Origin of the sequence: Scleromatobacter humisilvae (assembly GCF_023231945.1) — a bacterium.
In the GTDB taxonomy this organism is placed as follows: Bacteria; Pseudomonadota; Gammaproteobacteria; order Burkholderiales; family Burkholderiaceae_C; genus Scleromatobacter; species Scleromatobacter humisilvae.
This window is the reverse complement of the sequence record NZ_JAJLJH010000014.1, coordinates 66,386-85,962: the sequence shown is the minus strand read 5'-3', so window position 1 is coordinate 85,962 and position 19,577 is coordinate 66,386. Positions and strand designations below refer to the sequence as shown.

The following is a 19,577-nucleotide window of genomic DNA, read 5'->3' as shown; positions in this document are numbered from 1 at the left end:
ACCGTCCTTGGGTCCATAGACTGAAGACATCGGCCACAACCAAGCGCCGACGATTCGTTTCAAGTCTTCACTCACGCACTCAAGGATCATCATGGCCAGCAACCAGAAAGTCGCCGTCATCACCGGCGCATCACAAGGCATCGGCGCGGCGCTCGTCAAGGCGTATCGCGATCGAAATTTCTTCGTCGTCGCCAACTCGCGTTCGATCAAGCCGTCCGCGGACGAAGGCGTGTTCGCCGTGGCGGGCGACGTCGGCGAGCGCGAGGTCGCGCAACGCGTCATCTCGCAAGGCCTCGCGCGCTTTGGCCGGATCGACACGCTCATCAACAATGCCGGCATCTTCATCGCCAAGCCGTTCACGCAGTACACCGAACAGGACTTTCGATCGCTTCTGAGCACGAATCTGGCCGGCTTCTTCTACCTCTCGCAGCTCGCCATCGCCGACATGGAGAAGCGCAGTTCCGGGCACGTCGTGAACATCACGACCAGCTTGATCGCCAATGCGAACTCCAACGTGCCGTCGGTTCTGGCCTCGCTCACGAAGGGCGGCCTGGATGCAGCGACGCGGTCGCTCGCGATGGAGTATGCGAAGCGCGGGATCCGCTTCAACAACGTTGCGCCAGGCATCATCAAGACGCCCATGCACCCCGCAGAAACCCATGCGACGCTGGCGAGCCTGCACCCTGTCGGCCGCATGGGGGAGATCGCGGACATCGTCGAGGGCATCATGTACCTCGAGCGAGCGGGCTTCGTGACCGGCGAGACCTTGCACGTTGACGGCGGTCAGGCCGCTGGCCACTGACAGCATCTTGCTGACGCAGCCACCTGGACGAGTTCATGGAGTCATGCTTCGATGCGATCGCTGCGTCGTCTGCGGAGGCCCCAGAGAATTCTGATCCAGGGGCTCATGGACGAAACCCCGTTCCCATCGATGGCGAGGATCGTGACTTTGGCCGAGACCGCTTGAAGCAGTCAGAACGCTCGCCGATACGCGAACAGTCCAGGCAGGCCGCCCGTCATGACGAAAAGCAGCTTGGCGGCCTGAGGAAACTTTCCTTCCCGAACATCCTTGAGCAGTCCGGCAAACGCCTTTCCGCCGTAGACAGGGTCGATCAACAGTCCTTCGAGCGAGGCGACGGTACGCACGGCTTCGCGCATCGCGTCCGTCGGCAGGCCGTAGCCCTCCCCGATCTGTCCGTCGACCACGACGACGGCGTCGTCGGCGATCGTACGTCCGGGCGACAAGCGAGCGAGCGTGTCCTGCGCCAATCCGCGAGTCGCGGTCTTTGCCTTTTCGACAGGCCAGAGTACCGTGTAGCTCTGAACGAGCCGGGCGTCGCGGCCCATGGCCAGCAGGCCTGCAACCAGGCCGGCCTGTGTGCCACCGCTGCCGTTCGGTACGACGATGCGGTCGAAGTCGATCTGCATCTCCTCTGACTGCAGCACGATCTCGCTCGCACAGCTCGCGTAACCCAGACATCCCGCCGCCGATGATCCTCCGAATGGCGCCATGTAGACACCGCGCCCGGCTGCGCGAAGTTCGGCTATCCGCGTTTGAATGAACGCGGGCGCGTCGGCAGGGTCTGCGATGTGGTGCACCGTGGCGCCAAGCAGCGAGTCGAGCAGCACATTGCCATTCCGCAAGAAATCCTCGTCATCTCTCGGTACGGATCGGGTCAGGACGAGTTCGCATGCCAGGCCGGCCTTGGCTGCGGCTGCAGCCGTCAAACGGGCGTGGTTTGATTGAAGGGCGCCCACGGTGACGATCGTGTCGGCCCCGGCCGCTTGAGCTTCTCCAATCAGGAACTCGAGTTTGCGCAGCTTGTTGCCGCCGCCGCCAAGACCCATCACATCGTCTCGCTTCACGAAGATGTCCACGTTGCCAAGCTTTTTGCTCAGCCTTGGCAGATGCTGGATTGGAGTGGTGCCATCCAGGAGCTGGCGGCGGGGGAAGGCAGTCAAGTCGAGCTTGGCGGGCGTTGGCATGAGAAGTCCTCCAAAAGTGTTTGTGTGTGGCGCTGACTGCGTGGTGGTTCGCACAATCAGTTCACATCCTCAAGAGCGCCGCCTCGGCGGCCTGGTCGAGAGCTTACGCACTCCTTCGGGCTCTCGTTGGCCCTCGGCAACGACGCGCGTGAGGCGACCTACTCGGCCTGCGTTGATTTGCGCGCGCGGATGACGGTGGTCGTCTCGCCGGCCCAGCCCCAGTTGTCGGTGTCCACCTCATCGATGACGATATGGGTAAGGTGCGGCTTCTTGCCGAGGACACGCTCCAGCGTCTCGGTAATTTCGGCGATGACCTGCGCCTTCTGCTCGCGGGTTGCACCGTCGCGGGTGATGAGGACGTTGACGAATGGCATGGGGGACTTTCTGGTTGTTGGACGAGGGCGGGCGGGATACGGGTGTTGCCTGGGAACGAGCCAGCGGCGTCGGAGCTCCTGGACGATCGAGCAGGCGAAGATCGCGTCGACGTCGACAGAGCTCCCAACCGCGCAGGCGATGCTGAGCGCGATCGCGTCGACCGGCATCTGAATGACGTCAGAGAACACCATGGCTCCAGCGAGAGTAGCGGGAGCCGACGTGTTGTGCTTGAGCGCCCCGCGGACTGCTTCGGGACACACCGCGCCGTGGATGTCTTCCCTTGGGTGGCGTGAACGTTCTCGAAGCCCTCAGCACCACTCCTTTCCAGGATTGACCCAGCAGCGAACGCATCGTTGGCAGCTGCCAATTTAGGAGGAAGAACGCCGCAAGTGAATACCTGTTGTTCGGCAGACAGTCTTTCGGTTAGCGGAAAAGTCTGGACGTCCTCGACGTCTTCCGTGCCCGAATCTCCGAGGTGCCTTCGCGCTGCTCCGTCTATCGTTCATCGTGCCGACTCCGCCAGCGCAATCTCCACTCTGTCGATAGCACCCGAATGCCTGAGCTATCGTCTTATGTCGTTATGGCAGCTTCACGTTCCATCCACTGAAATACAAAGTCAAAGCATGAGCAAAGTACTGATTGTTCTCACGTCCCATGACACGCTCGGCAACACCGGCAAGCCCACCGGGTTCTGGCTCGAGGAGTTCACCGCGCCTTATTACGTCTTCCTCGACGCAGGCGTGGAGGTCACCGTGGCATCTCCCCTGGGCGGTCAGCCGCCCATCGATCCGAAGAGCGATGATCCGTTGGGTCAAACCGAGTCGATGGCGCGCTTCAAGGGCGACAAGGCTGCGCAGGCGATTCTTGCCAACACTGTCAGGCTCTCCGACGTGAGGGCAAAGGACTTCGACACGGTCTTCTTTCCTGGCGGACACGGCCCGCTGTGGGACCTCGCAGAGGATCGCGCCTCGATCTCCCTGATCGAATCCTTCTACAACGCCAACAAGCCAGTGGCGGCTGTCTGCCACGGCCCTGCGGTGCTGCGCAAGGTGAAGTACAAGGGTGAATCCCTCGTCAAGGGCAAGCGCGTCACCGGCTTCAGCAACAGCGAAGAACAAGCCGTGCAGCTGACTGAGATCGTGCCATTCCTTGTCGAGGATGAGCTCGAACGTCTGGGCGGGCACTACGAGAAAGCCGCCGATTGGCAAAGCTTCGTCGTCACCGACGGTCGCCTGGTCACTGGGCAGAACCCGGCGTCCTCGGTCGCCGCGGCGCAAGCTCTGCTCGCGCTGCTGAAGTGACGCCTTCTCGTCGAGGCAAGGCAAGGTACTGAGACGCGAAGACGCATTCCGCGCGTTGCCTTCCATCCCGGAAGATGATTCCGTATCATCACATTCATCTTCACCCGTGATGAGGTGCCTCCATGGAAATGCGACAGCTCAAGATCTTCTGTGCGGTCGCGGAAGAGGGCAGCTTCACTGGAGCGGCACGAACCGTCCACACGGTTCAATCGAACGTGACCATGCGGGTCAAGGAGTTGGAGGAGGAACTCGGCCACCCACTGTTCATCCGCCAGAAGAGCGGGGTGTTGCTGACATCGGCAGGCGAAACGTTTCTCGGCTACGCCAGGCGCATCCTTCAATTGACCGAGGAAGGCAGACACGCGCTGCTGGATGACACGACGCCCTCGGGAACGTTGAAGCTCGGTTCTATGGAGACGACCGCAGCCATCCGGTTGCCTGGCATCCTGATCAAGTACCGCAAGATGTATCCCCGGGTGCAGTTGTCGTTGTCCACCGGTACGACCTCGGAACTCATCAAGGCGGTGGAGTGCCGCAGGTTGGACGGGGCATTCATCGGCGGGCATCACCAGAACCAGGCCGTCGTCCAGCAGGACGTCTTCAAGGAGGAACTGGTGCTGGTCAGCAGCAGCGAATACAGGTCGCTGCGGGAGCTGACGCGGCAGATGCCGCAGCAGACCGTGCTCGTGTTCCGTGCGGGATGCTTCTATCGTTCCACCCTCGAGAACTGGTTCTACCAGATCGGCCTGATCCCAAACCAGATCCTGGAGCTCGGCACACTCGACGGCATCTTGTCGTGCGTCGCCGCGGGCATGGGCGTGACCATGCTGCCCCGTTCGGTCGTCGAGCGGTACGCCTCCAAGGACTTGCTGCGCTGCCACTCCGTACCTGCGGAATTCGGGCGAATCACGACAGTGTTCATCACGCACGCCGATTCGGTGCCGACTGCGGCAGTACGGGCGCTGGTCGATCTGGCCCTGCACCCCGATCCGGCTCGGGCCACCGCGCCGGTGGAGGCCGCGATCGCTTGAACAGGCGTACCTGCTTGATCGTCCCGCCGGCCGGTCGTACGTCAACCGAGCCACTCGATCGCCACTGCCGTCGTTATCGTGTCCGTCATGAGGACGCGATGTCCGGCGCGGCTTGCCGGAGTCCAGTCAACATCTCCATGGCGCGAGCCCGTGCCATCTGGAAGTCCACCTGCTGGGCAGCGGACGCGGCGACGTTCGGCAGGCCGGCGGCGAGTTCGGCGAATCGATTCGCCGCCGACACGACGCTGGTGATCTTGCCCACACCCTGGCCGGCGTAGAGCGAGAGCTTGCGCGCAAGGCGCGGCGCGTCGATCACCCGCGCGCCACCGCCGATGTACTTCAACGCGTTCCAGCGGTCCTTGTTGGGGATGACGCGATGCGGTGTGCCATAGGTCCAGCCGAAAGAGTAGCCAACGCGACGCTCGGTGTCGTCCGCAGTGGCGTCAATGATCTTCTGCTTGTACAAGTCGTGCGCATTGGACTCATGGGTGGCGACGAACGCGGTGCCGACCAGGACACCTGCCGCCCCCATGGCGAAAGCGATGCGGACGTCGTCCCGGTTTGCGATGCCGCCCGCGGCGATCACTGGACGGTGCCCCGCGATCTCCAGGATCGCCGGCACGAGTGCGCTCAGAGCGATCGTGCCCGGATTCATGTGGCCGCCGGCCTCGCTGCCCTGAGCGACGATGATGTCCGCGCCGCGAGCCACCGCCTCCTTCGCAAGTCCGACCGTGCCGACCTGCACCATCACCTGCAGCCCGGCGTCCTTGGCTCGACTGATCATCTCGGGATAGGCCTCCGCGTAGAACAGCGACAGCAGCTGCGGCCGTTCCTTCAGGATCACCTGGAACTGGGCCTCGAACACATCGGGGCCGCCGAACTGGGGCACGAGATTGACTCCGAAGGGCTTGTCCGTCTGGTCTCGTGTCTCAGTGATCCATCGACGCAGCAACTTGGGCGCCGCGCGCAGGCCGCCAACGATCCCCATGCCGCCGGCGTTCGACACCGCAGACACCAGCTTCGGGCCCGAGATCGCCGCCATGCCAGCCAGGAAGATCGGATACTTGATCCCGCAGAGCTCGGTCAGCGCGCTGTGGAAGACAACAGGTTCGGTGGCGGACATGACTTACAGCTCCACGTGTTTGCCCAGCATGCGCCGCAGGGAATCGTTCTTCAGGATGAAATGGGACTTGCAGGCGCCGAACACATGCAGCGCCAATCCGCCAAGGAAGGGCACAAGGCCGATGACGAAGAGGCTGTCGAGCACCCTTCGGACGCCCGCGTCTTCGGCCAATGGCGCGGGGAGCACGTAGCCGCCAACCAGCTCGACCGCCTCGCCGCTCGCAGACATCGATAGCCAGGCGTCGATCGGCAGCAGGACGCAGGCCAGCGTCAGCGAAATCGCTACGACGCGGCTCACGATCAACTCCACTGGATTGGGTGTGCCGAGGGGCAGCGGGTGGAACGACGACAGGCGCGCCCAGAAGCGGTAGCAGGACATGAGTCCCAGCAGCAAGCCGAGCGTGTTTCTCAACTGCTTGAATTCAACGAGCGACAAGGCGTCGTCGGCATTCACGATCACCAGTTGGAGAAGCACCAAGCTGACGACCACGAACGCGGCGACCCAGTGCAAGACGATGGTGATGGGCGAGAAGCCCAGGCCGTTGTCCCTTGCTTGCATGACGTGCTCCCGTATGAGAAGGACATGGTGCCCGCCGCTTTGCTGCGGCGAGGTGGTCTCGCATGGGCGTCCATGTCGATCGAAGCGAGTGATTGGAAGTTAAGCGTCAATAAGCATCATGTCGAATGATGAATGATGATGCGTTGCATCGCTTGAACTGATGGCGATGCCGAACCTCCAACTTCTCTGGAACTGATGGCTGGCATCACGACGAATCGTTTTACTTAATGACGCCGATGGCGCATCTTCATGCCCGACATCGGGCTCGGAGCAAACCATGGACGTCGTCGACCTGCGGGTCTTTGAAGCGGTAGCCCGCCACGGAAGCATGAACCGGGCTGCAGTCGAACTGCATACCGTCCAGTCCAACGTCACGGTGCGGATCCGGTCGCTGGAGCGGGATGTGGGCGTGACGCTATTCCAGAGGCACGCGCATGGCGTCAGCATGACCGCGGCGGGCCAACGAATGCTGCCCTTTGCGGCGCGGATCGCCAAGATGGTGTCTGACGCGAAGCTCGCGGCACGTGACGACGGTACGCCAGGCGGGATGTTGAGCTTGGGGACGCTCGAGACAACGGCCGCGCTGCGGTTGCCGCCGATCTTGCGCAACTTTGCAGATGCCAATCCGCAGGTCAAGCTGTCACTGACCACGGGCACGTCCTGCAGCCTCGCATCGGACGTGGCCGAGTACCGCCTGGACGGCGCATTCGTCGCCGGCCCAATCAGCCATCCCGACCTGGAAGCCGAATCCATCTTCCGCGAGGAGCTCGTTCTCGTGACGCCACGGTGCATGCGCTCCCTCGATCACGTCGAGTCGATTCCCGACCTCAAGATCATCGTGTTCCGGCTTGGCTGCTCGTATCGACGGCGGCTGGAGAACCTGCTGGTCGAGATGGGGATGCAGACCGCGACCCCGCTGGAGTTCGGATCGATCGACGCCATCGTCGCGTGCGTCGCCGCCGGCATCGGAGTGACGCTTCTTCCGCGCGGCATCGTATCGGTCGCGGCCAAGAGCGGACAAGTGAGACTCCACACGCTCTCCCCTGACAAGGCGCTGGTCGATACGCTGTTCATCCGGAGGCGGGATGCCTTCATGACCAGCGCGATGCGTGCATTCCAGGCGGCAGCGCGATGCCAGTTCGCGCCCGTGATGGCGGCCGCCTGATCAATGCCGTGCTCGTGCTCCGAGCGCTTCTTCCAGCATGGAGCCACCAATCAGCGCGCCGTGAATTCCGACGACGCTCACGATTTCGAGCATCTCCATGATCTCGACTTGTGTCGCTCCGTATCGAATTGCACTGCGCATGTGAGCCTTGATGCCCGGCTCGTAGAGATGGGTCGCGGCGGCGTCGATGGCGCAAAGGACTAGCTCCTTGACCTTGGGCTCCAGCGGGCCCTTCTTCCATGGCACCTCCGCGAACCGAACGTAGCGTTCGAAGAAGTCCGGATCCAACGCCACGAGCGTGTCCCATGACAAGTCCCAGTGTCCCTGGAAGGCCATGAAGGCTGCCTTCAATCGCGCACACCGCTGATCATCCTGGTCCCGATTGACGGTCACGCCTTGTTCGGTGAGAACTTCGGTCAGAACGCGGCCCCCGACGTTCGCGCCATGGATACCTACGCTGCTCGCCAGTTGCAGCACCTCCATCAACTCATCGCCGGTCGCCCCAAAATCCAGTGCCAGCTTCAGGTGCAGCGAGACGCCGGGCGCGAACATGTGTGTCGATGACACGTTCATCGCGAGGTAGATGAATTCCTTGACCTTGTCTTCGAGGTAGTTGTGCTTGAAAGGGACTGCGGAAAGCTGGAGATACGAATTCAAGTACTCGCAGTCCATTCGAAGAATGCTTTCCCACTGAGGGGCCCATGTCTTCCGGATCCGGATGAATTCGTCCTTGATCTCCTGCTGCCTGGCGGTGAGCGTCATGTTCGTTCTCGATTGATCGACGCACGGTCAGCGAGCTGTCGCGCCGGACATCCCGCCCAGGTTAGCCCGATCCACGGCCGCATGCTCGCCCTGACCGAAGATCGAGACGAGCCAGCATGTGATGAACGCCAGCGGCATCGTGATGATGGCGGGAGGATCAATGGAGATCAGCGGCGCGGCGTGCCCCAGTATGCTCACCCAGACGGCGGGCCCGGCGGCGGTGAGCAAGATGGCCGAGACCAAGCCAACGGAACCTCCCGCCACCGCTCCCGCTGTCGTCAGACGATTCCAATACAGGGCGAGAAGCAATACCGGGAATGTCGAGCTGCACGCGACGGAAAACGTCAGTGAGATCATGTAGGCCACGTTCAGTGTCTGGAACGCGATGCCAAGCGCAATGGCGATCACACCGAGCGCGAAGGCGGAGATGCGCGACACACGCGCCTCCTTGACCGGGTCTGCCGCACCCTTGCAGAAGACGCGGGCGTACAGATCGTGGGAGAAGGCAGACGAACCCGCGAGTGTCAGTCCTGACACGACGGCGAGGATCGTGGCGAACGCGACCGCCGAGATGAACCCCAGCAGCACGTCGCCGCCGACCGCGTTGGCCAGATGAAGGGCCACCATGTTGCCGCCGCCGATGGGCTTGCCGGTGGCGTCGAGGAAGATCGGGTTCGACGCAACGAGCGCGATCGAACCGAAGCCGATGATGAATACGAGACCGAAGAAGGTGCTCATCACGGTCGCTGCCCAGAACACCGAACCGCGTGCGGCCCGCGCGTCAGGTACGGTGAAGAAACGCATCAGGATGTGCGGAAGGCCGCAGGTGCCGAACATCACCGCCAGTCCAAGTGACAGGGCCGACAGCGGGTCTTTCACCATTCCCTGTGGCGCGAGGATCGCGGCGCCCCTCGCGTGGTTCTTCACGGCGGCAGCGAGCATGGCGCCGAAACTGAACCCGAAGGCCTTCAGCACCAGGAAGCTCATCAGCAGCGTCCCGGTCAGCAGCATGACCGCCTTGATGATCTGCACCCACGTCGTCGCCACCATGCCGCCATAGGCGACGTAGAGGATCATGAGAAAGCCGACCAGGAACTCCGCGTAGATGTAGTCGATGCCGAACAGCAGCTTGATGAGCTGGCCGGCGCCGACCATCTGGGTGATCAGGTACAGCGACACGATGCAAAGCGACGCGCAGGCGGCGAAGATCCGGATCGGCCTTTCGGAGAGGCGTGTCGAGACCACGTCCGCGAACGTGTACTTGCCCAGCTTGCGAAGGCGGGTCGCCAGCAGGAACACCACCACGGGCATGCCGGTGGCATAGCCGACGGCATACACCAGGCCGTCGAAGCCCTTGCTGTAGACGAGCGCCGTCAGCCCGAGCAACGCTCCGGCCGACATGAAGTCGCCGGCGATCGCCAGACCGTTCTGAACGGCCGTGACCTTGCCTCCGGCAGCGTAGAAATCGTGCTTCGACTTCGTGCGCGCCGCAGCCCAGTAGGTGATGCAGAGCGTCATGAGGACGAAGATGAAGAAGAACGCGATGGCGATGGCGTGGTCGGAGCTCACAGTGCCACCTGGTGCCGCCAGGCAAGGTGCAGCGGCCCCGCTCAGGGCGAGAACGAGCGCCGTCATGAAGCCGTTTCGAATGGTTGTCATCTTCCGACCCAAGAGGTGAAATGTGGATGCGACGCCGGTTGATGGGTCGTTCAATCGGACCCGTTCTCGGCCAGGACATAGAGCCCGGTCAGCAGCACGCTGATGATCAGCACGGCCAGGCCAAGCACGAATGCGGTGGTCACGACCGAACCCTCGCTGACCGGTGTCGCCATCGTCGCTGGCGACAGGATTCCGACCAGCAGAAATCCGAAGAACACGGCGGCCTGAAGAAAGGTCAGCAGCGTTGCCAACCCCATCCTCTCTCGCCCGGACGCGATCCGGTTGTCGTCGTCGAATACGCCAATCATCTTGTCTCCTTGGTTCGTTCACCCACGCGCCTCATTGCTCGGCCATCGAGCGGCGACGTCATCCGGCTTTCTTCAGCTTGAAGTCCCTCCCGTTGATTCGGCTGGAGACGCTGATGTTGCTCGCCGGGTGTTCGTGGATGATCACGTTGATGATCTTCGGATCCGAACCGATGGAGTCATGCGTGACCTGGATGATGTCGCGCATGAGATCCTCGCGACGCTCCGGGCTCAGGCCGGCCTTGATGTGGCATTCGATGAAGGGCATGTCTGTCTCCCGGCTATTTGAGGCGCTGAATCAAAGCCTGGTCGTTCGCAGCACCTTCCACATACTCGGGAAGATGCTCGCCGTGCTCGACGAAATTGATGCCGCGTCCCTCGCGAATCACGAAGAAGATGTCGTCCTTCGTCTCGCCGGTGGCGGCGCTTACCACCCGAAGCAGTCCGGCAGCAAGTTGCCGCTTTTGCTCGTCGCTCCTTCCGAAGCGCATGTCGCATGAAATCAGGGCCATCTCCATATCTCCTTGATGAACGGGCTATTGAATCCCGGGGTGGGTTGCGGGGTATCGCGCGTCCGGGCTGACCATCGACAGCAGCTCGGTGAGTTCGCTGATCCGGTGTCTTTCGAGATGCGCGACCAGATCCACGATCCGCGACCGGAGCTCCTGGTTCGCGTGGCGCTCGCTCAACCAGTGGAATTTCTCCACGACCCGATCCCAGGAGAACGGATGTTCGCGACCACCCTCGAAGCCGATGTGGTCCTTCGTGAACACGCGACCATCCCTGCAGGTGATCGTGATTCGGGTATTGAGCGCGGCCGGATAGCTCGCCGTGAAGGCGGGATCCGGGCGCACGGTGACGCGCGCGAGCAGCGATTGCGCGTCCTCGGCCTGGATGCGTTCCGCCTCGAGCTGGGCCGGCCCGACCTGGTCGTCCAGGATCGCCGCGGTGATGAGGTACTTGAGGTTGTAGTCCGCCTGTTCCTTCGTCGTCGGGTGATCCTTGGGGCCGAATCCTCCGCCGCCTGCGATGTCATACCCCGTCTGGAAGATGTCGCAGACGACGCTCTCGACGTCCTCAGAGGTCAGGCTGTTCTCGCGCTTGAGCGCCAGCGTCGCCTCGAGTACCGGTTGCCCGTGGATGAGAGAGCAGTACTTCTTCATCACGGTCTGCTGGACGACATCCAGGCGGGAATCCCTCCAGTCGACCTCCAGGGGCTGGTCGAACATCCGCACGAGGCCGTTCGGCCCTTCGAACAATCGCTGGGGCCCGGTGAATCCGCGCTTGGCCAGCGACGCCGCGTAGATCGCGCGCATGCCAGTCATGCCGGGCGAGAAGCCCTTCCATTGGGACACCGGCTCGGAATGGACGCAGGTCAGCGAAATGTTGTCGACCGTGGCGATCGCGATCGCGTTGCCGAGTTGATCGACGTTCAGATCAAGCAATTTCCCCGACCCCGCCGCCGCGGACATCGCCAGTTGGATGGCGTGGTTGAAGCCCTTGGACATCACGGGAACGATCGCCGTGATCCGGCAACCGATCTCGTAGGAAACCGCCAGGGCCAGGATGAAATCTTCGCCGCTTGCCGACGCGTGTTCCGCGGCCGCGAGGATGGGGCCGAAGTTGTCGCTCGGATGGCAGAGACCGCCAGGCGACATGTAGCTGTCCAGCAGGTCGACGTAGCGAACCAGGCCGGAGTTGTACAGGGCGGCCTGGTCGGGTGACGTGGTGCCGCCGCCAATCAGCGTGCAGGCACTGCTTCCGCCGTACTCGATGAATTGCTCGCGCAACGCGTGAAATGGATGTCCCGGCAGGGCCGCTATCGCGCAGCCGAGGCTGTCGAGAATATTTCGCTTGTACAGCGCCAGCGACTTGTTCGAGATATCGCTGGGACGAGCGTCATGCGCAAATCGCGCGATGCGCTGAACCGTGGTGGGTGCAATCATCTGTCGACGTCTCCAAGGCAATCCGACCCTTCCGCAACGCTGTGGAATGAAGTCGATGATTCATGGTCACTCTGACTCGATATGGATTCAAGCGAAGCTATTTCATAGGGCTATCTACGTTCGAGATACCCCACCGGAACAGGTCCGGTCCTGTCCACGTTCTTGCGAAGAGTGGAAGAGCAACTGTCGAACGACGGCTATTCACCGCGCGAGGGCCCGCCACCACACTTGAATCACACCAACTTCGGATTCTCATCATGAATTCACGTCTCCTCCTTACTGCGATCGTTGCCGCCGGCATCGCCTTCACGGCTCCGGCGAACGCTCAGAAAACACCGTCGACTGCGCAGGCCGCCAAGCCCCATTCGGTCACAGAATCCAATGACCAGATTCGGCTGGTTCGCGTCACGCCCGAATACTGGCGCGTAACGTTCCACAATCCGCCCTTCAACATCTACGGCCCGAACACGATGCCGCAGTTGAACAAGGTCGTGACTGCGATCGAGACCGACCCGAAGGTGAGGGTCGTGGTGTTCGACAGCGATGTGCCGGGCTTCTTCCTGACCCACTACGACTTCGTGCCGCCCCTGACCGACACGACCAGCCTGCCTGCCGGCCCGACCGGATTGCCGCCACTGCCGGACATGCTGGTGAGACTGAGCAAGGCACCGGTCGTGTCGATCGCCATGATCCGCGGGCGTGCCACCGGTGTCGGCAGCGAGTTGGCCCTGGCCAGCGACATGCGATTCGCCAGCCGCGAAAAGGCCGAGCTCTCGCAGTTCGAGATCGGCGCCGGGTTCACTCCGGGCGGTGGGCCGATGGCCCGCCTGCCACGACTGATGGGCCGCGGCCGCGCGTTGGAAGTGCTGATGACCGGAAGCTACATCGATGGTGATATTGCCGAGCGCTACGGCTACGTCAACCGTGCGCTGCCCGATGCGGATCTCGACGCGTTCGTCGACACGATGGCGCGTCGCATCGCCAGCTTCGACAAGCAGACGATTGCCGACATCAAGCGTCGGGTCGATGCCAACAGCCTGCCATCGGACGAGCAATTCGGCGCCGAGTGGGACGCCTTCCTTACCTCGGTGCAGCGTCCTGATGCACAACGGCGCGTCGGTGCGCTGATGGGACTTGGCCTGGGGACCAGCGCGGATCTCGAGAGCCGTCTCGACGACTACACAGGCAAGCTCAGCCCGTCGAAGTGACCATGGAGCGGGAGCATGGGAGTTCCGGAACGTCCGGCCCCGCCTCCCGCAAGCACGGAGTGCGGGGCCATCACGGATCGATGCCGCATCGAGGCGCCTCCCCGTCCGTGTCAAGGCACTGCCGGGCGGGGTCTCATCACTTCGGTGGTGCGCAGGGAGTTCCAGAACTCGCAATTGCGGTGGGGGCGCGACTAGCGTCGCCTTCTCCTGCGCGCAATGGAGCATTGGTCATAGCCGCGTAGGGGGCCGGCGTGGGGGTGTCCGTCGCAACTGAAGGCGGATGCTGAGGTGTGCAAGCTCCCGAACAATGACGAGACCCTGCTTTCCATGGAGCGGCTCATCATCGAACCGGACGACCTCCCAGCGTCTCACGGCGATCGTCATCTGAATTCGCAGGGCTTCGTTGCCGGCCTTCCCGGATGGGAGCTCTTTGCGGTGAGCGCCGACACTCGACCGAACTCTGACTTGCGCAGTCGCTACGGCAGCGGGTTCGTTGTGCCTTGGGGTCGGCGGGAAGTCGGCCCGCCGCGATTCATGCGTCGCCGGAAGTCGAAATTCTCGGAAGCCTGCAGCTTGTTGCTCATCGGCCCCGACACCTCGTCCGATTGACCGATCCGCCGCTTGGCGATTTGCGGTTTCGAGCGATTCGACCGCACGAACAGGTCTTCGTCAGGCCCTCCCGTCACTACGCACCACATCTACAGGCCAACTGGCCTCTGCACATGAACACTCATGTCCTGCTCTTGAGCGACGACGAGTTGCTCTCGGAATTCCTTCGAATCGACTTGGCAGGGCTTTCGATCGGCCTTGAAACAGCGGGCTCGTGGGACGACGCTGCGGTTCGATTGCTTCGACACGATATCCGAGCGCTCGTCGTCGATGTCGCAATTCCCTTGCTGCAATCGCTTCAGCGGATACGCACGGTCCGCATGCTGAATCGCTCGCTCGTCATCGTTGTCATAGCGTCCGAGACCGAGGAGGCGAGCGGAGTGGCGGCCGTTCGGGCCGGTGCGAATTCCTACCTTGTCAAGTCCGCTGTACCGCGTGAGCTGGTAAGACATCTCACCGATGTCCCGGTTGCGGCGACCCCATCCACGGGCGCGACATCGTTGGGCCGGGTGATCTTCGAGCGCCATGCCTTCAGGATCGTGATCGATGGCACACCCGTCGCACTGTCGCCGAGGGAAGTGAGCTTGCTCGGACTGCTGATCCTCCTTCACGGCCGACCCGTGTCAAAGCAGCAGATCCAGGACGCCTGGATGCTCGCCCCCTCCGGCTGGGCTGGCGATCGGAGGCGGGGCAACTCCGTCCAGGTCTATGTGCATCGCTTGCGCAGCAAGCTCGCCGGCACCCAGCTCACGATCCGGACGCTCAGAGCTCGCGGCTACTGCCTCGAGCTGAACTCAGTTCGGCCACATGAGGTTGTCCCAATCCGATAGCACCTTCAGGCGCGCGGGCTCGGCACCGTGGTTTCTCGCGGACATGATGCCCCACGTGGTGAACTGCTCCGTCGTCCATGCGTTCCAGCTTCCGACAAGGTGCGGTTGGCCGCTGCTGTTCAGAGGTAGCGGCGTTCGCTTCGGGTCCAAGCAGAAGCGGAAACCGGACTCGGCTTCGGGATCGTGCACCGGGTCACCACTGAAGCTCGCATTGGGATCGCAGCGCCGCCACTGTCCGTACGTCGTGGTCGAGTAGAGCTTGTTGTACAGCGAGATCGAGCCATTGATGAACAACAGGTGAGTGCCCGGCGCAACCGAGTCAAGAAGGCGGAACCTCGTTCGTTCGGACGAACTCGGGCCACGGTCAACCACCTCACCCACGCCTAGTTTGTGGTCGACGAGAGCCGCCTTGCTCTGTAGGCCGGAGTTCTTGAACAGGTTCGTCGGGTCGGCAGGGTCCGGTTGGTTGAACGGAATGTCGGTGTTGGCCAGCTGCGCGAGCTTCGTACGGATGACGAAGAATCTCGCCAGGTGCGTCGCCGTGATCTGCGGTGGTGCATTCGCAGCGATCAGGTCGTCAGCGAGGGACTCCGTGAGCACCATGTGGTACGGCCAGTCCATCGCGCCGTTCGACGCACCCGCCCATCCGGGATTCAGTGTCATCTGCAACTGGTACCACTGGTTCGTCCTGTAGAACGATGTCAATTCAGGCTCCCAGGAGAAGTAGGATTGACGACCGCCCTGGGGCACGTAGAGCATGTGCGGGGCCACGTAGAAGACGCTTGGCCAGCTGTACGTCCAACCCCGTTGCTCTCCACTACCGACCCAGTTTCCGTTGCTGTCGCGTGTGCCGTGAAGCACTGACTGCGGCCCTTCCAGCCCGTAGGTCTGGGAGAGTTCCCACTGCTTGACGCCCATCCAGTGAATCATGCCGAACAGCGCACGCTCCATGAACGCCTCCTTGGTAAAGGAGGCCGGCATCGACGCGGCGGCGGCGGTCGCGGGCGACATCAGTACCTGGAGTTTCGCGCCGCCGATCTCGCCGCCGTAAGGCTTAGTCGGATCGGGCGAGACACGAGATCCACGCCCCCCGCCGATGAAGGCAATGGAACTCGCGCCCAGGGCCTGCATCCAGTTCTGCACCTGGTTGCGAAGAGCAGGACTCAGATGTGTCCAGTCCCCATAGACGCCATTCGGATTCTTGTTGGCCGCCAGGAAGTCGCTGATTCGCTGCAACGCCTTGGCGGGGTTTGAATTGCTGTCGCCTTGCATTTCAAACAGGCCGGCCGCCTGGCCCGCGTCCGGCGTCCAGATATCCAGCGGATGCTCGATGGGCAGCCAGGAGTTCCAATCCGGGAACTGGAGAGCCACAGGCAGTTCGCGGGTGTTGAGCACCTTGCCAAGACCGGGATCCATGGCCGCATCGACGTCGACCTGCGTCACCGCATCGGTGCTGTTCAGGGCCTTGCCGACAAAAGCGTTGATGAAGGACTTCGCGTCGGGCAACACCGCGTCGATCCCGGCGCCTGCGGCCCATTCGACGACCGGCTTGCCGTCCATGCCCGGGCCGGGCTGATAGGGTGGATTCCAGGGCGTCGCCTGCGCGACGTACGGCACCGTGTTGTAGAGCGCGGCGCGCAGGTAGGCAACGATCTGCTTGCCCTGTGCCTCCGACAACCCGTGGAAGCGCGAGCGCTGCACGATGGCGTTGTCGGAGTAGTTGAAGTACTGCAGATCCCGCCCATCGGAGGCGTGGCATGAACTGCAAGACGCTCGGAGCTTCATGGGCACGATGGATGATTTCAACAAGACGTTCTGTGCCGTCCACAGCGCCTTGCCTTGATCGGCGTCCGGAGTCCAGGTCTTCCCTGCTGTCTTCTGAGCGCCTATGTCTGCCCATTGATGCGCGTTCTCGATCAGGTCCTTCCCGGTCGCGTCCTGCAGTTGCAGGTCGAGGACACGGTAGCCGTTCGAATTTCCGTCCGTACCGTTGAAGCGGAACTCGATTCGATTGGTTGCGGGAAATCCCACCAGGCGGCCGCGGGTGGCCGCGTCGAGCTGCACTCGAAAGCGGATCGTGACCAGTGCACCGTTGACGCCGCCGTGGACCCGCTCGACGTCGTTGAGTTGCACGTTTGCGTCGGTGATGTCGATCCAGGGCACAGCGGCACTGCTTGAGCCACCGACCACTCGCATGCTGCCGCCCACCTTGGTGATCGGCTTGCCGAGGGCTTGGAACTCGGGAGAGTTGTAGAAGCCGACACGATGCGTCCGCACTACCAACTGTGTCGCAGAGGCAATCGAGCCAGGATCGAGCGCGACATCTGCGGAGGCCACGACTGGATTGCCGGGATCCCCGTCCCCCAACACTTCGATGGGAAAGGTCAACGCCGCTGGACCCGTCGTACTTGGTGCCGGCGCGGACGCAGGCGCGCCGGGGGCCGGGCCAGGTGCGGGCGACGACACCGGCGTCGAGAGCGGCGGCGGCGCAGACGCTGGGGTGGATGTCGGTGGGTCACCTCCATCACCCTTTCCCCCGCCACAGGCCGCGAGCGCAAAACACACGGCCAGCACGAACAGCCGCCGCTCCCGACGCTGGACGAATCCCATCGACTTCTTCACGTTCTTCCTCGCCTGTCTACGACGCTTGTCCGGAGCCGTGAGTGGAATCCGTCTCGGTTTTAAGCGTTGTTATCGATTCTTCGACAGACGTAACAGAGTCGACCGGCTGTAAAGCCAGATCTTTCGCCGAGCGAAAGATAGTCTGCCGGATCGCGGCTGTTCACTCGCGGGCATCACGTCCGTAGACTGACTCCCAATGGCGACGACGCGCAGTCATCGAGGCCGGTCTGAATTGCATTCAATATGCGCAACTTGGGCCCGTCGTTGGAAGCCGCCAACCGGGGAGCACCATCATCGTGGATAGCGGAGAAGGCATCGAGAGAAGCCTCCCTGAGCGAAGGACTCGAGGGCGGCCGTCCTCGTTCGACCGCGACATCGCGCTCGAGGCGGCGATGCACGTCTTCTGGGAGCGCGGCTACGAAGCATCGTCGATTTCCGATCTGATCTCGGCGATGGGAATCACCTCCCCCAGCCTGTACCACGCTTTCCGCGCCAAGGAACAACTCTTCCTCGAAGCCGTTGAGCGCTACGCACTGAGCTACGGCAGCATCAGTACCCGCGCCGTGAGAGAGGAACCGAGCGCGCGCCAGGCGATCGAGCGCTGGCTGAGCGAGGCGGCGAATGAGTTTGTTCAATCGAACCACCCCAAAGGTTGCATGATCGTCATGTCAGCCACTAACTGCGCAGGCGCCGCGCAGAGCGTGTGTGATGCGTTGCAACGACGGCGTGCCGACGAGGCCGCCGACGTGGAAGACCGGATCCGGAACGCGATCGACGCAGGCGAGCTTCCGTCCGACACCGATGCCGGGGAGCTTGCACGCTTCTACGCCACCATCTACCAGGGCATGTCCATTCAAGCGAAGGACGGTGCGGGGCATGCGGCGTTGGTGGCTACGGTGCGCAGAGCGATGAGGGTGTGGCCGGTCGTGTGACGGGTGAATCACGCCGAGGGCCAGCCGGGCCTTGGCACTTCGGCGTCCGTCCTCCATCGCACCCCCTGCCTCACTCCGGTGCAGGACGCGTGTATGACCAATGCCCCACCAATCGCACGTGCTTGAGTCCGTGGCGCGCCAGCGAGGTGCAGGCCATAGTCATCACGACGTACCAAGCGAAGTTCCCTGCCGATCCCATCGTGCTGCGCAAGACTGTTTGCCGCCGAACGGCCATTCACTCATCGTGTTCAACGCCCTAAATTCATCTACCTGCGCGGCGCGCGCCGTGACCGGCGCGACACCGGCTCAATTCGGAGCAGGCCCTGGCATTGCGCGACGGCCGGCGATCACTTCCTTCATTCATCAACAGGATCCCTCGTGAAATCTCTCGTCAAGACCGTCATTTACGGTGCCGCACTCGGCCTCACGCTCGCAGCGGGCGCCGCCTCCGCGGCATCCGCTGCGCAGACCCCCACGACCGTCGTGCTGGTGCACGGCGCCTTTGCGGATGGCTCTGCCTGGGACAAGGTGGTGCCTCTTCTGCAGGCCAAGGGCCTGAAGGTCGTGTCCGTTCAGAACCCGCTGTCGTCCCTGGCCGACGACGTGGCGGCGACGCGGCGCGTGCTCGATGCGCAGACCGGGCCGGTCGTGCTGGTCGGTCACTCCTGGGCCGGCATGGTGATCACCGAAGCCGGCGAGGACGAGCACGTGAAGGCGCTGGTCTACGTCGCGGCCTTTGCGCCTGGCGAAGGCCAGTCCGCCGTCGATCTGTCCAAGGACTATCCGAAGTCCGAGGGCTCGAACTACTTCGTGGCCGACAAGCAAGGCTTCGTCACCATGACGCCGGAAGGCATTGCCAAGCAGCTGGCCCAGGACGTTCCGGCCGCACAGACCAACCTGATGGCGGTCTCCCAGGGCGCTGTGCGCGGCGCCAACTTCGAGGAGAAGGCGACCCACGCGGCGTGGAAGACCCGCCCGTCGTGGTTCATCGTCAGCACGCAGGATCACATGATCCAGCCGGCGCTGGAACAGGCCATGGCCAAGAACATCGGAGCGACAGTCGTGAGCTTGCCTGCCAGCCATGTGCCGCAGATTTCGCATCCGAAGGCAGTCGCCGACGCCATCATCGCTGCTGCTGCTGCTGCCGCCGCTGGGCGTTAAGACC

Annotated in this window: 20 protein-coding genes; 9 read left to right on the top strand and 11 right to left on the bottom strand. The window is 62.8% G+C overall.

Annotation, left to right across the window (positions count from 1 at the left end; translation table 11 throughout):
- The first annotated feature begins 91 nt into the window (after positions 1 to 91).
- On the top strand, positions 92 to 802 hold the full coding sequence (locus LPC04_RS27250; RefSeq protein ID WP_275685480.1) for an SDR family NAD(P)-dependent oxidoreductase: 711 nt from the start codon (positions 92 to 94) through the stop codon (positions 800 to 802).
- Between the two features lie 170 nt (positions 803 to 972).
- On the opposite strand, the gene LPC04_RS27245 is transcribed toward LPC04_RS27250, so the two are convergent.
- Positions 973 to 1,986: a D-cysteine desulfhydrase family protein gene (locus LPC04_RS27245; RefSeq protein ID WP_275685479.1), complete on the bottom strand. Its 1,014-nt coding sequence runs from the start codon at positions 1,984 to 1,986 to the stop codon at positions 973 to 975.
- A 158-nt stretch (positions 1,987 to 2,144) separates the two neighbouring features.
- Positions 2,145 to 2,360, bottom strand: coding sequence for a tautomerase family protein (locus LPC04_RS27240; RefSeq protein ID WP_275685524.1), 216 nt, complete (start codon positions 2,358 to 2,360; stop codon positions 2,145 to 2,147).
- A gap of 624 nt (positions 2,361 to 2,984) precedes the next feature.
- On the opposite strand from LPC04_RS27240, the gene LPC04_RS27235 reads away from it, so the two are divergent.
- Positions 2,985 to 3,662: a type 1 glutamine amidotransferase domain-containing protein gene (locus LPC04_RS27235; RefSeq protein WP_275685478.1), complete on the top strand. Its 678-nt coding sequence runs from the start codon at positions 2,985 to 2,987 to the stop codon at positions 3,660 to 3,662.
- A 122-nt stretch (positions 3,663 to 3,784) separates the two neighbouring features.
- Positions 3,785 to 4,693, top strand: a complete 909-nt coding sequence (locus LPC04_RS27230; protein ID WP_275685477.1) for a LysR family transcriptional regulator — start codon at positions 3,785 to 3,787, stop codon at positions 4,691 to 4,693.
- An 85-nt stretch (positions 4,694 to 4,778) separates the two neighbouring features.
- Here the strand turns inward: LPC04_RS27230 and LPC04_RS27225 are convergent, their stop codons facing one another.
- Positions 4,779 to 5,816 carry an NAD(P)H-dependent flavin oxidoreductase gene (locus tag LPC04_RS27225; RefSeq protein WP_275685476.1) on the bottom strand — a complete coding sequence of 346 codons (1,038 nt, stop codon included), beginning with the start codon at positions 5,814 to 5,816 and terminating at the stop codon, positions 4,779 to 4,781.
- Positions 5,817 to 5,819: 3 nt separating this feature from the next.
- Positions 5,820 to 6,374 carry a cytochrome b gene (locus LPC04_RS27220; protein ID WP_275685475.1) on the bottom strand — a complete coding sequence of 185 codons (555 nt, stop codon included), beginning with the start codon at positions 6,372 to 6,374 and terminating at the stop codon, positions 5,820 to 5,822.
- 277 nt (positions 6,375 to 6,651) lie between these two features.
- Between LPC04_RS27220 and LPC04_RS27215 the strand changes: the two genes are divergently transcribed.
- Positions 6,652 to 7,539, top strand: a complete 888-nt coding sequence (locus LPC04_RS27215; protein ID WP_275685474.1) for a LysR family transcriptional regulator — start codon at positions 6,652 to 6,654, stop codon at positions 7,537 to 7,539.
- Here LPC04_RS27215 and LPC04_RS27210 read toward each other — a convergent pair whose 3' ends face one another.
- The 6 genes from LPC04_RS27210 to LPC04_RS27185 all read right to left on the bottom strand — a co-directional run bounded on the left by LPC04_RS27210 (position 7,540) and on the right by LPC04_RS27185 (position 12,211).
- On the bottom strand, positions 7,540 to 8,301 hold the full coding sequence (locus tag LPC04_RS27210) for a carboxymuconolactone decarboxylase family protein (protein ID WP_275685473.1): 762 nt from the start codon (positions 8,299 to 8,301) through the stop codon (positions 7,540 to 7,542).
- Positions 8,302 to 8,328: 27 nt separating this feature from the next.
- Positions 8,329 to 9,870 carry a sodium:solute symporter family transporter gene (locus tag LPC04_RS27205; protein WP_275685472.1) on the bottom strand — a complete coding sequence of 514 codons (1,542 nt, stop codon included), beginning with the start codon at positions 9,868 to 9,870 and terminating at the stop codon, positions 8,329 to 8,331.
- 140 nt (positions 9,871 to 10,010) lie between these two features.
- The gene (locus LPC04_RS27200) at positions 10,011 to 10,268 is read right to left on the bottom strand and encodes a DUF485 domain-containing protein (protein ID WP_275685471.1); all 258 of its coding nucleotides are present in this window, start codon (positions 10,266 to 10,268) and stop codon (positions 10,011 to 10,013) included.
- 58 nt (positions 10,269 to 10,326) lie between these two features.
- Positions 10,327 to 10,533, bottom strand: coding sequence for a tautomerase family protein (locus LPC04_RS27195; RefSeq protein ID WP_275685470.1), 207 nt, complete (start codon positions 10,531 to 10,533; stop codon positions 10,327 to 10,329).
- Between the two features lie 13 nt (positions 10,534 to 10,546).
- Positions 10,547 to 10,777: a tautomerase family protein gene (locus LPC04_RS27190; protein WP_275685469.1), complete on the bottom strand. Its 231-nt coding sequence runs from the start codon at positions 10,775 to 10,777 to the stop codon at positions 10,547 to 10,549.
- A 24-nt stretch (positions 10,778 to 10,801) separates the two neighbouring features.
- Positions 10,802 to 12,211, bottom strand: a complete 1,410-nt coding sequence (locus LPC04_RS27185) for an MmgE/PrpD family protein (RefSeq protein WP_275685468.1) — start codon at positions 12,209 to 12,211, stop codon at positions 10,802 to 10,804.
- A 257-nt stretch (positions 12,212 to 12,468) separates the two neighbouring features.
- Here LPC04_RS27185 and LPC04_RS27180 point away from each other — a divergent pair, with 257 nt between their 5' ends.
- The 3 genes from LPC04_RS27180 to LPC04_RS27170 all read left to right on the top strand — a co-directional run bounded on the left by LPC04_RS27180 (position 12,469) and on the right by LPC04_RS27170 (position 14,858).
- Positions 12,469 to 13,419: an enoyl-CoA hydratase/isomerase family protein gene (locus LPC04_RS27180; protein WP_275685467.1), complete on the top strand. Its 951-nt coding sequence runs from the start codon at positions 12,469 to 12,471 to the stop codon at positions 13,417 to 13,419.
- A 288-nt stretch (positions 13,420 to 13,707) separates the two neighbouring features.
- A complete protein-coding gene (locus LPC04_RS27175; RefSeq protein ID WP_275685466.1) occupies positions 13,708 to 14,028 on the top strand; it encodes a hypothetical protein in 321 nt (106 codons plus the stop codon).
- Between the two features lie 113 nt (positions 14,029 to 14,141).
- Positions 14,142 to 14,858, top strand: a complete 717-nt coding sequence (locus LPC04_RS27170; RefSeq protein WP_275685465.1) for a winged helix-turn-helix domain-containing protein — start codon at positions 14,142 to 14,144, stop codon at positions 14,856 to 14,858.
- Here the strand turns inward: LPC04_RS27170 and LPC04_RS27165 are convergent.
- Positions 14,823 to 17,480, bottom strand: coding sequence for a hypothetical protein (locus LPC04_RS27165; protein ID WP_275685464.1), 2,658 nt, complete (start codon positions 17,478 to 17,480; stop codon positions 14,823 to 14,825). The genes LPC04_RS27170 and LPC04_RS27165 overlap by 36 nt on opposite strands.
- A 392-nt stretch (positions 17,481 to 17,872) precedes the next feature.
- On the opposite strand from LPC04_RS27165, the gene LPC04_RS27160 reads away from it, so the two are divergent.
- Both LPC04_RS27160 and LPC04_RS27155 read left to right on the top strand, forming a co-directional pair.
- Entirely contained in the window at positions 17,873 to 18,412 is a 540-nt protein-coding gene (locus LPC04_RS27160) for a TetR/AcrR family transcriptional regulator (RefSeq protein WP_275685463.1), read from the top strand.
- 378 nt (positions 18,413 to 18,790) lie between these two features.
- A complete protein-coding gene (locus LPC04_RS27155) occupies positions 18,791 to 19,573 on the top strand; it encodes an alpha/beta fold hydrolase (protein ID WP_275685462.1) in 783 nt (260 codons plus the stop codon).
- Positions 19,574 to 19,577: the final 4 nt, after the last annotated feature.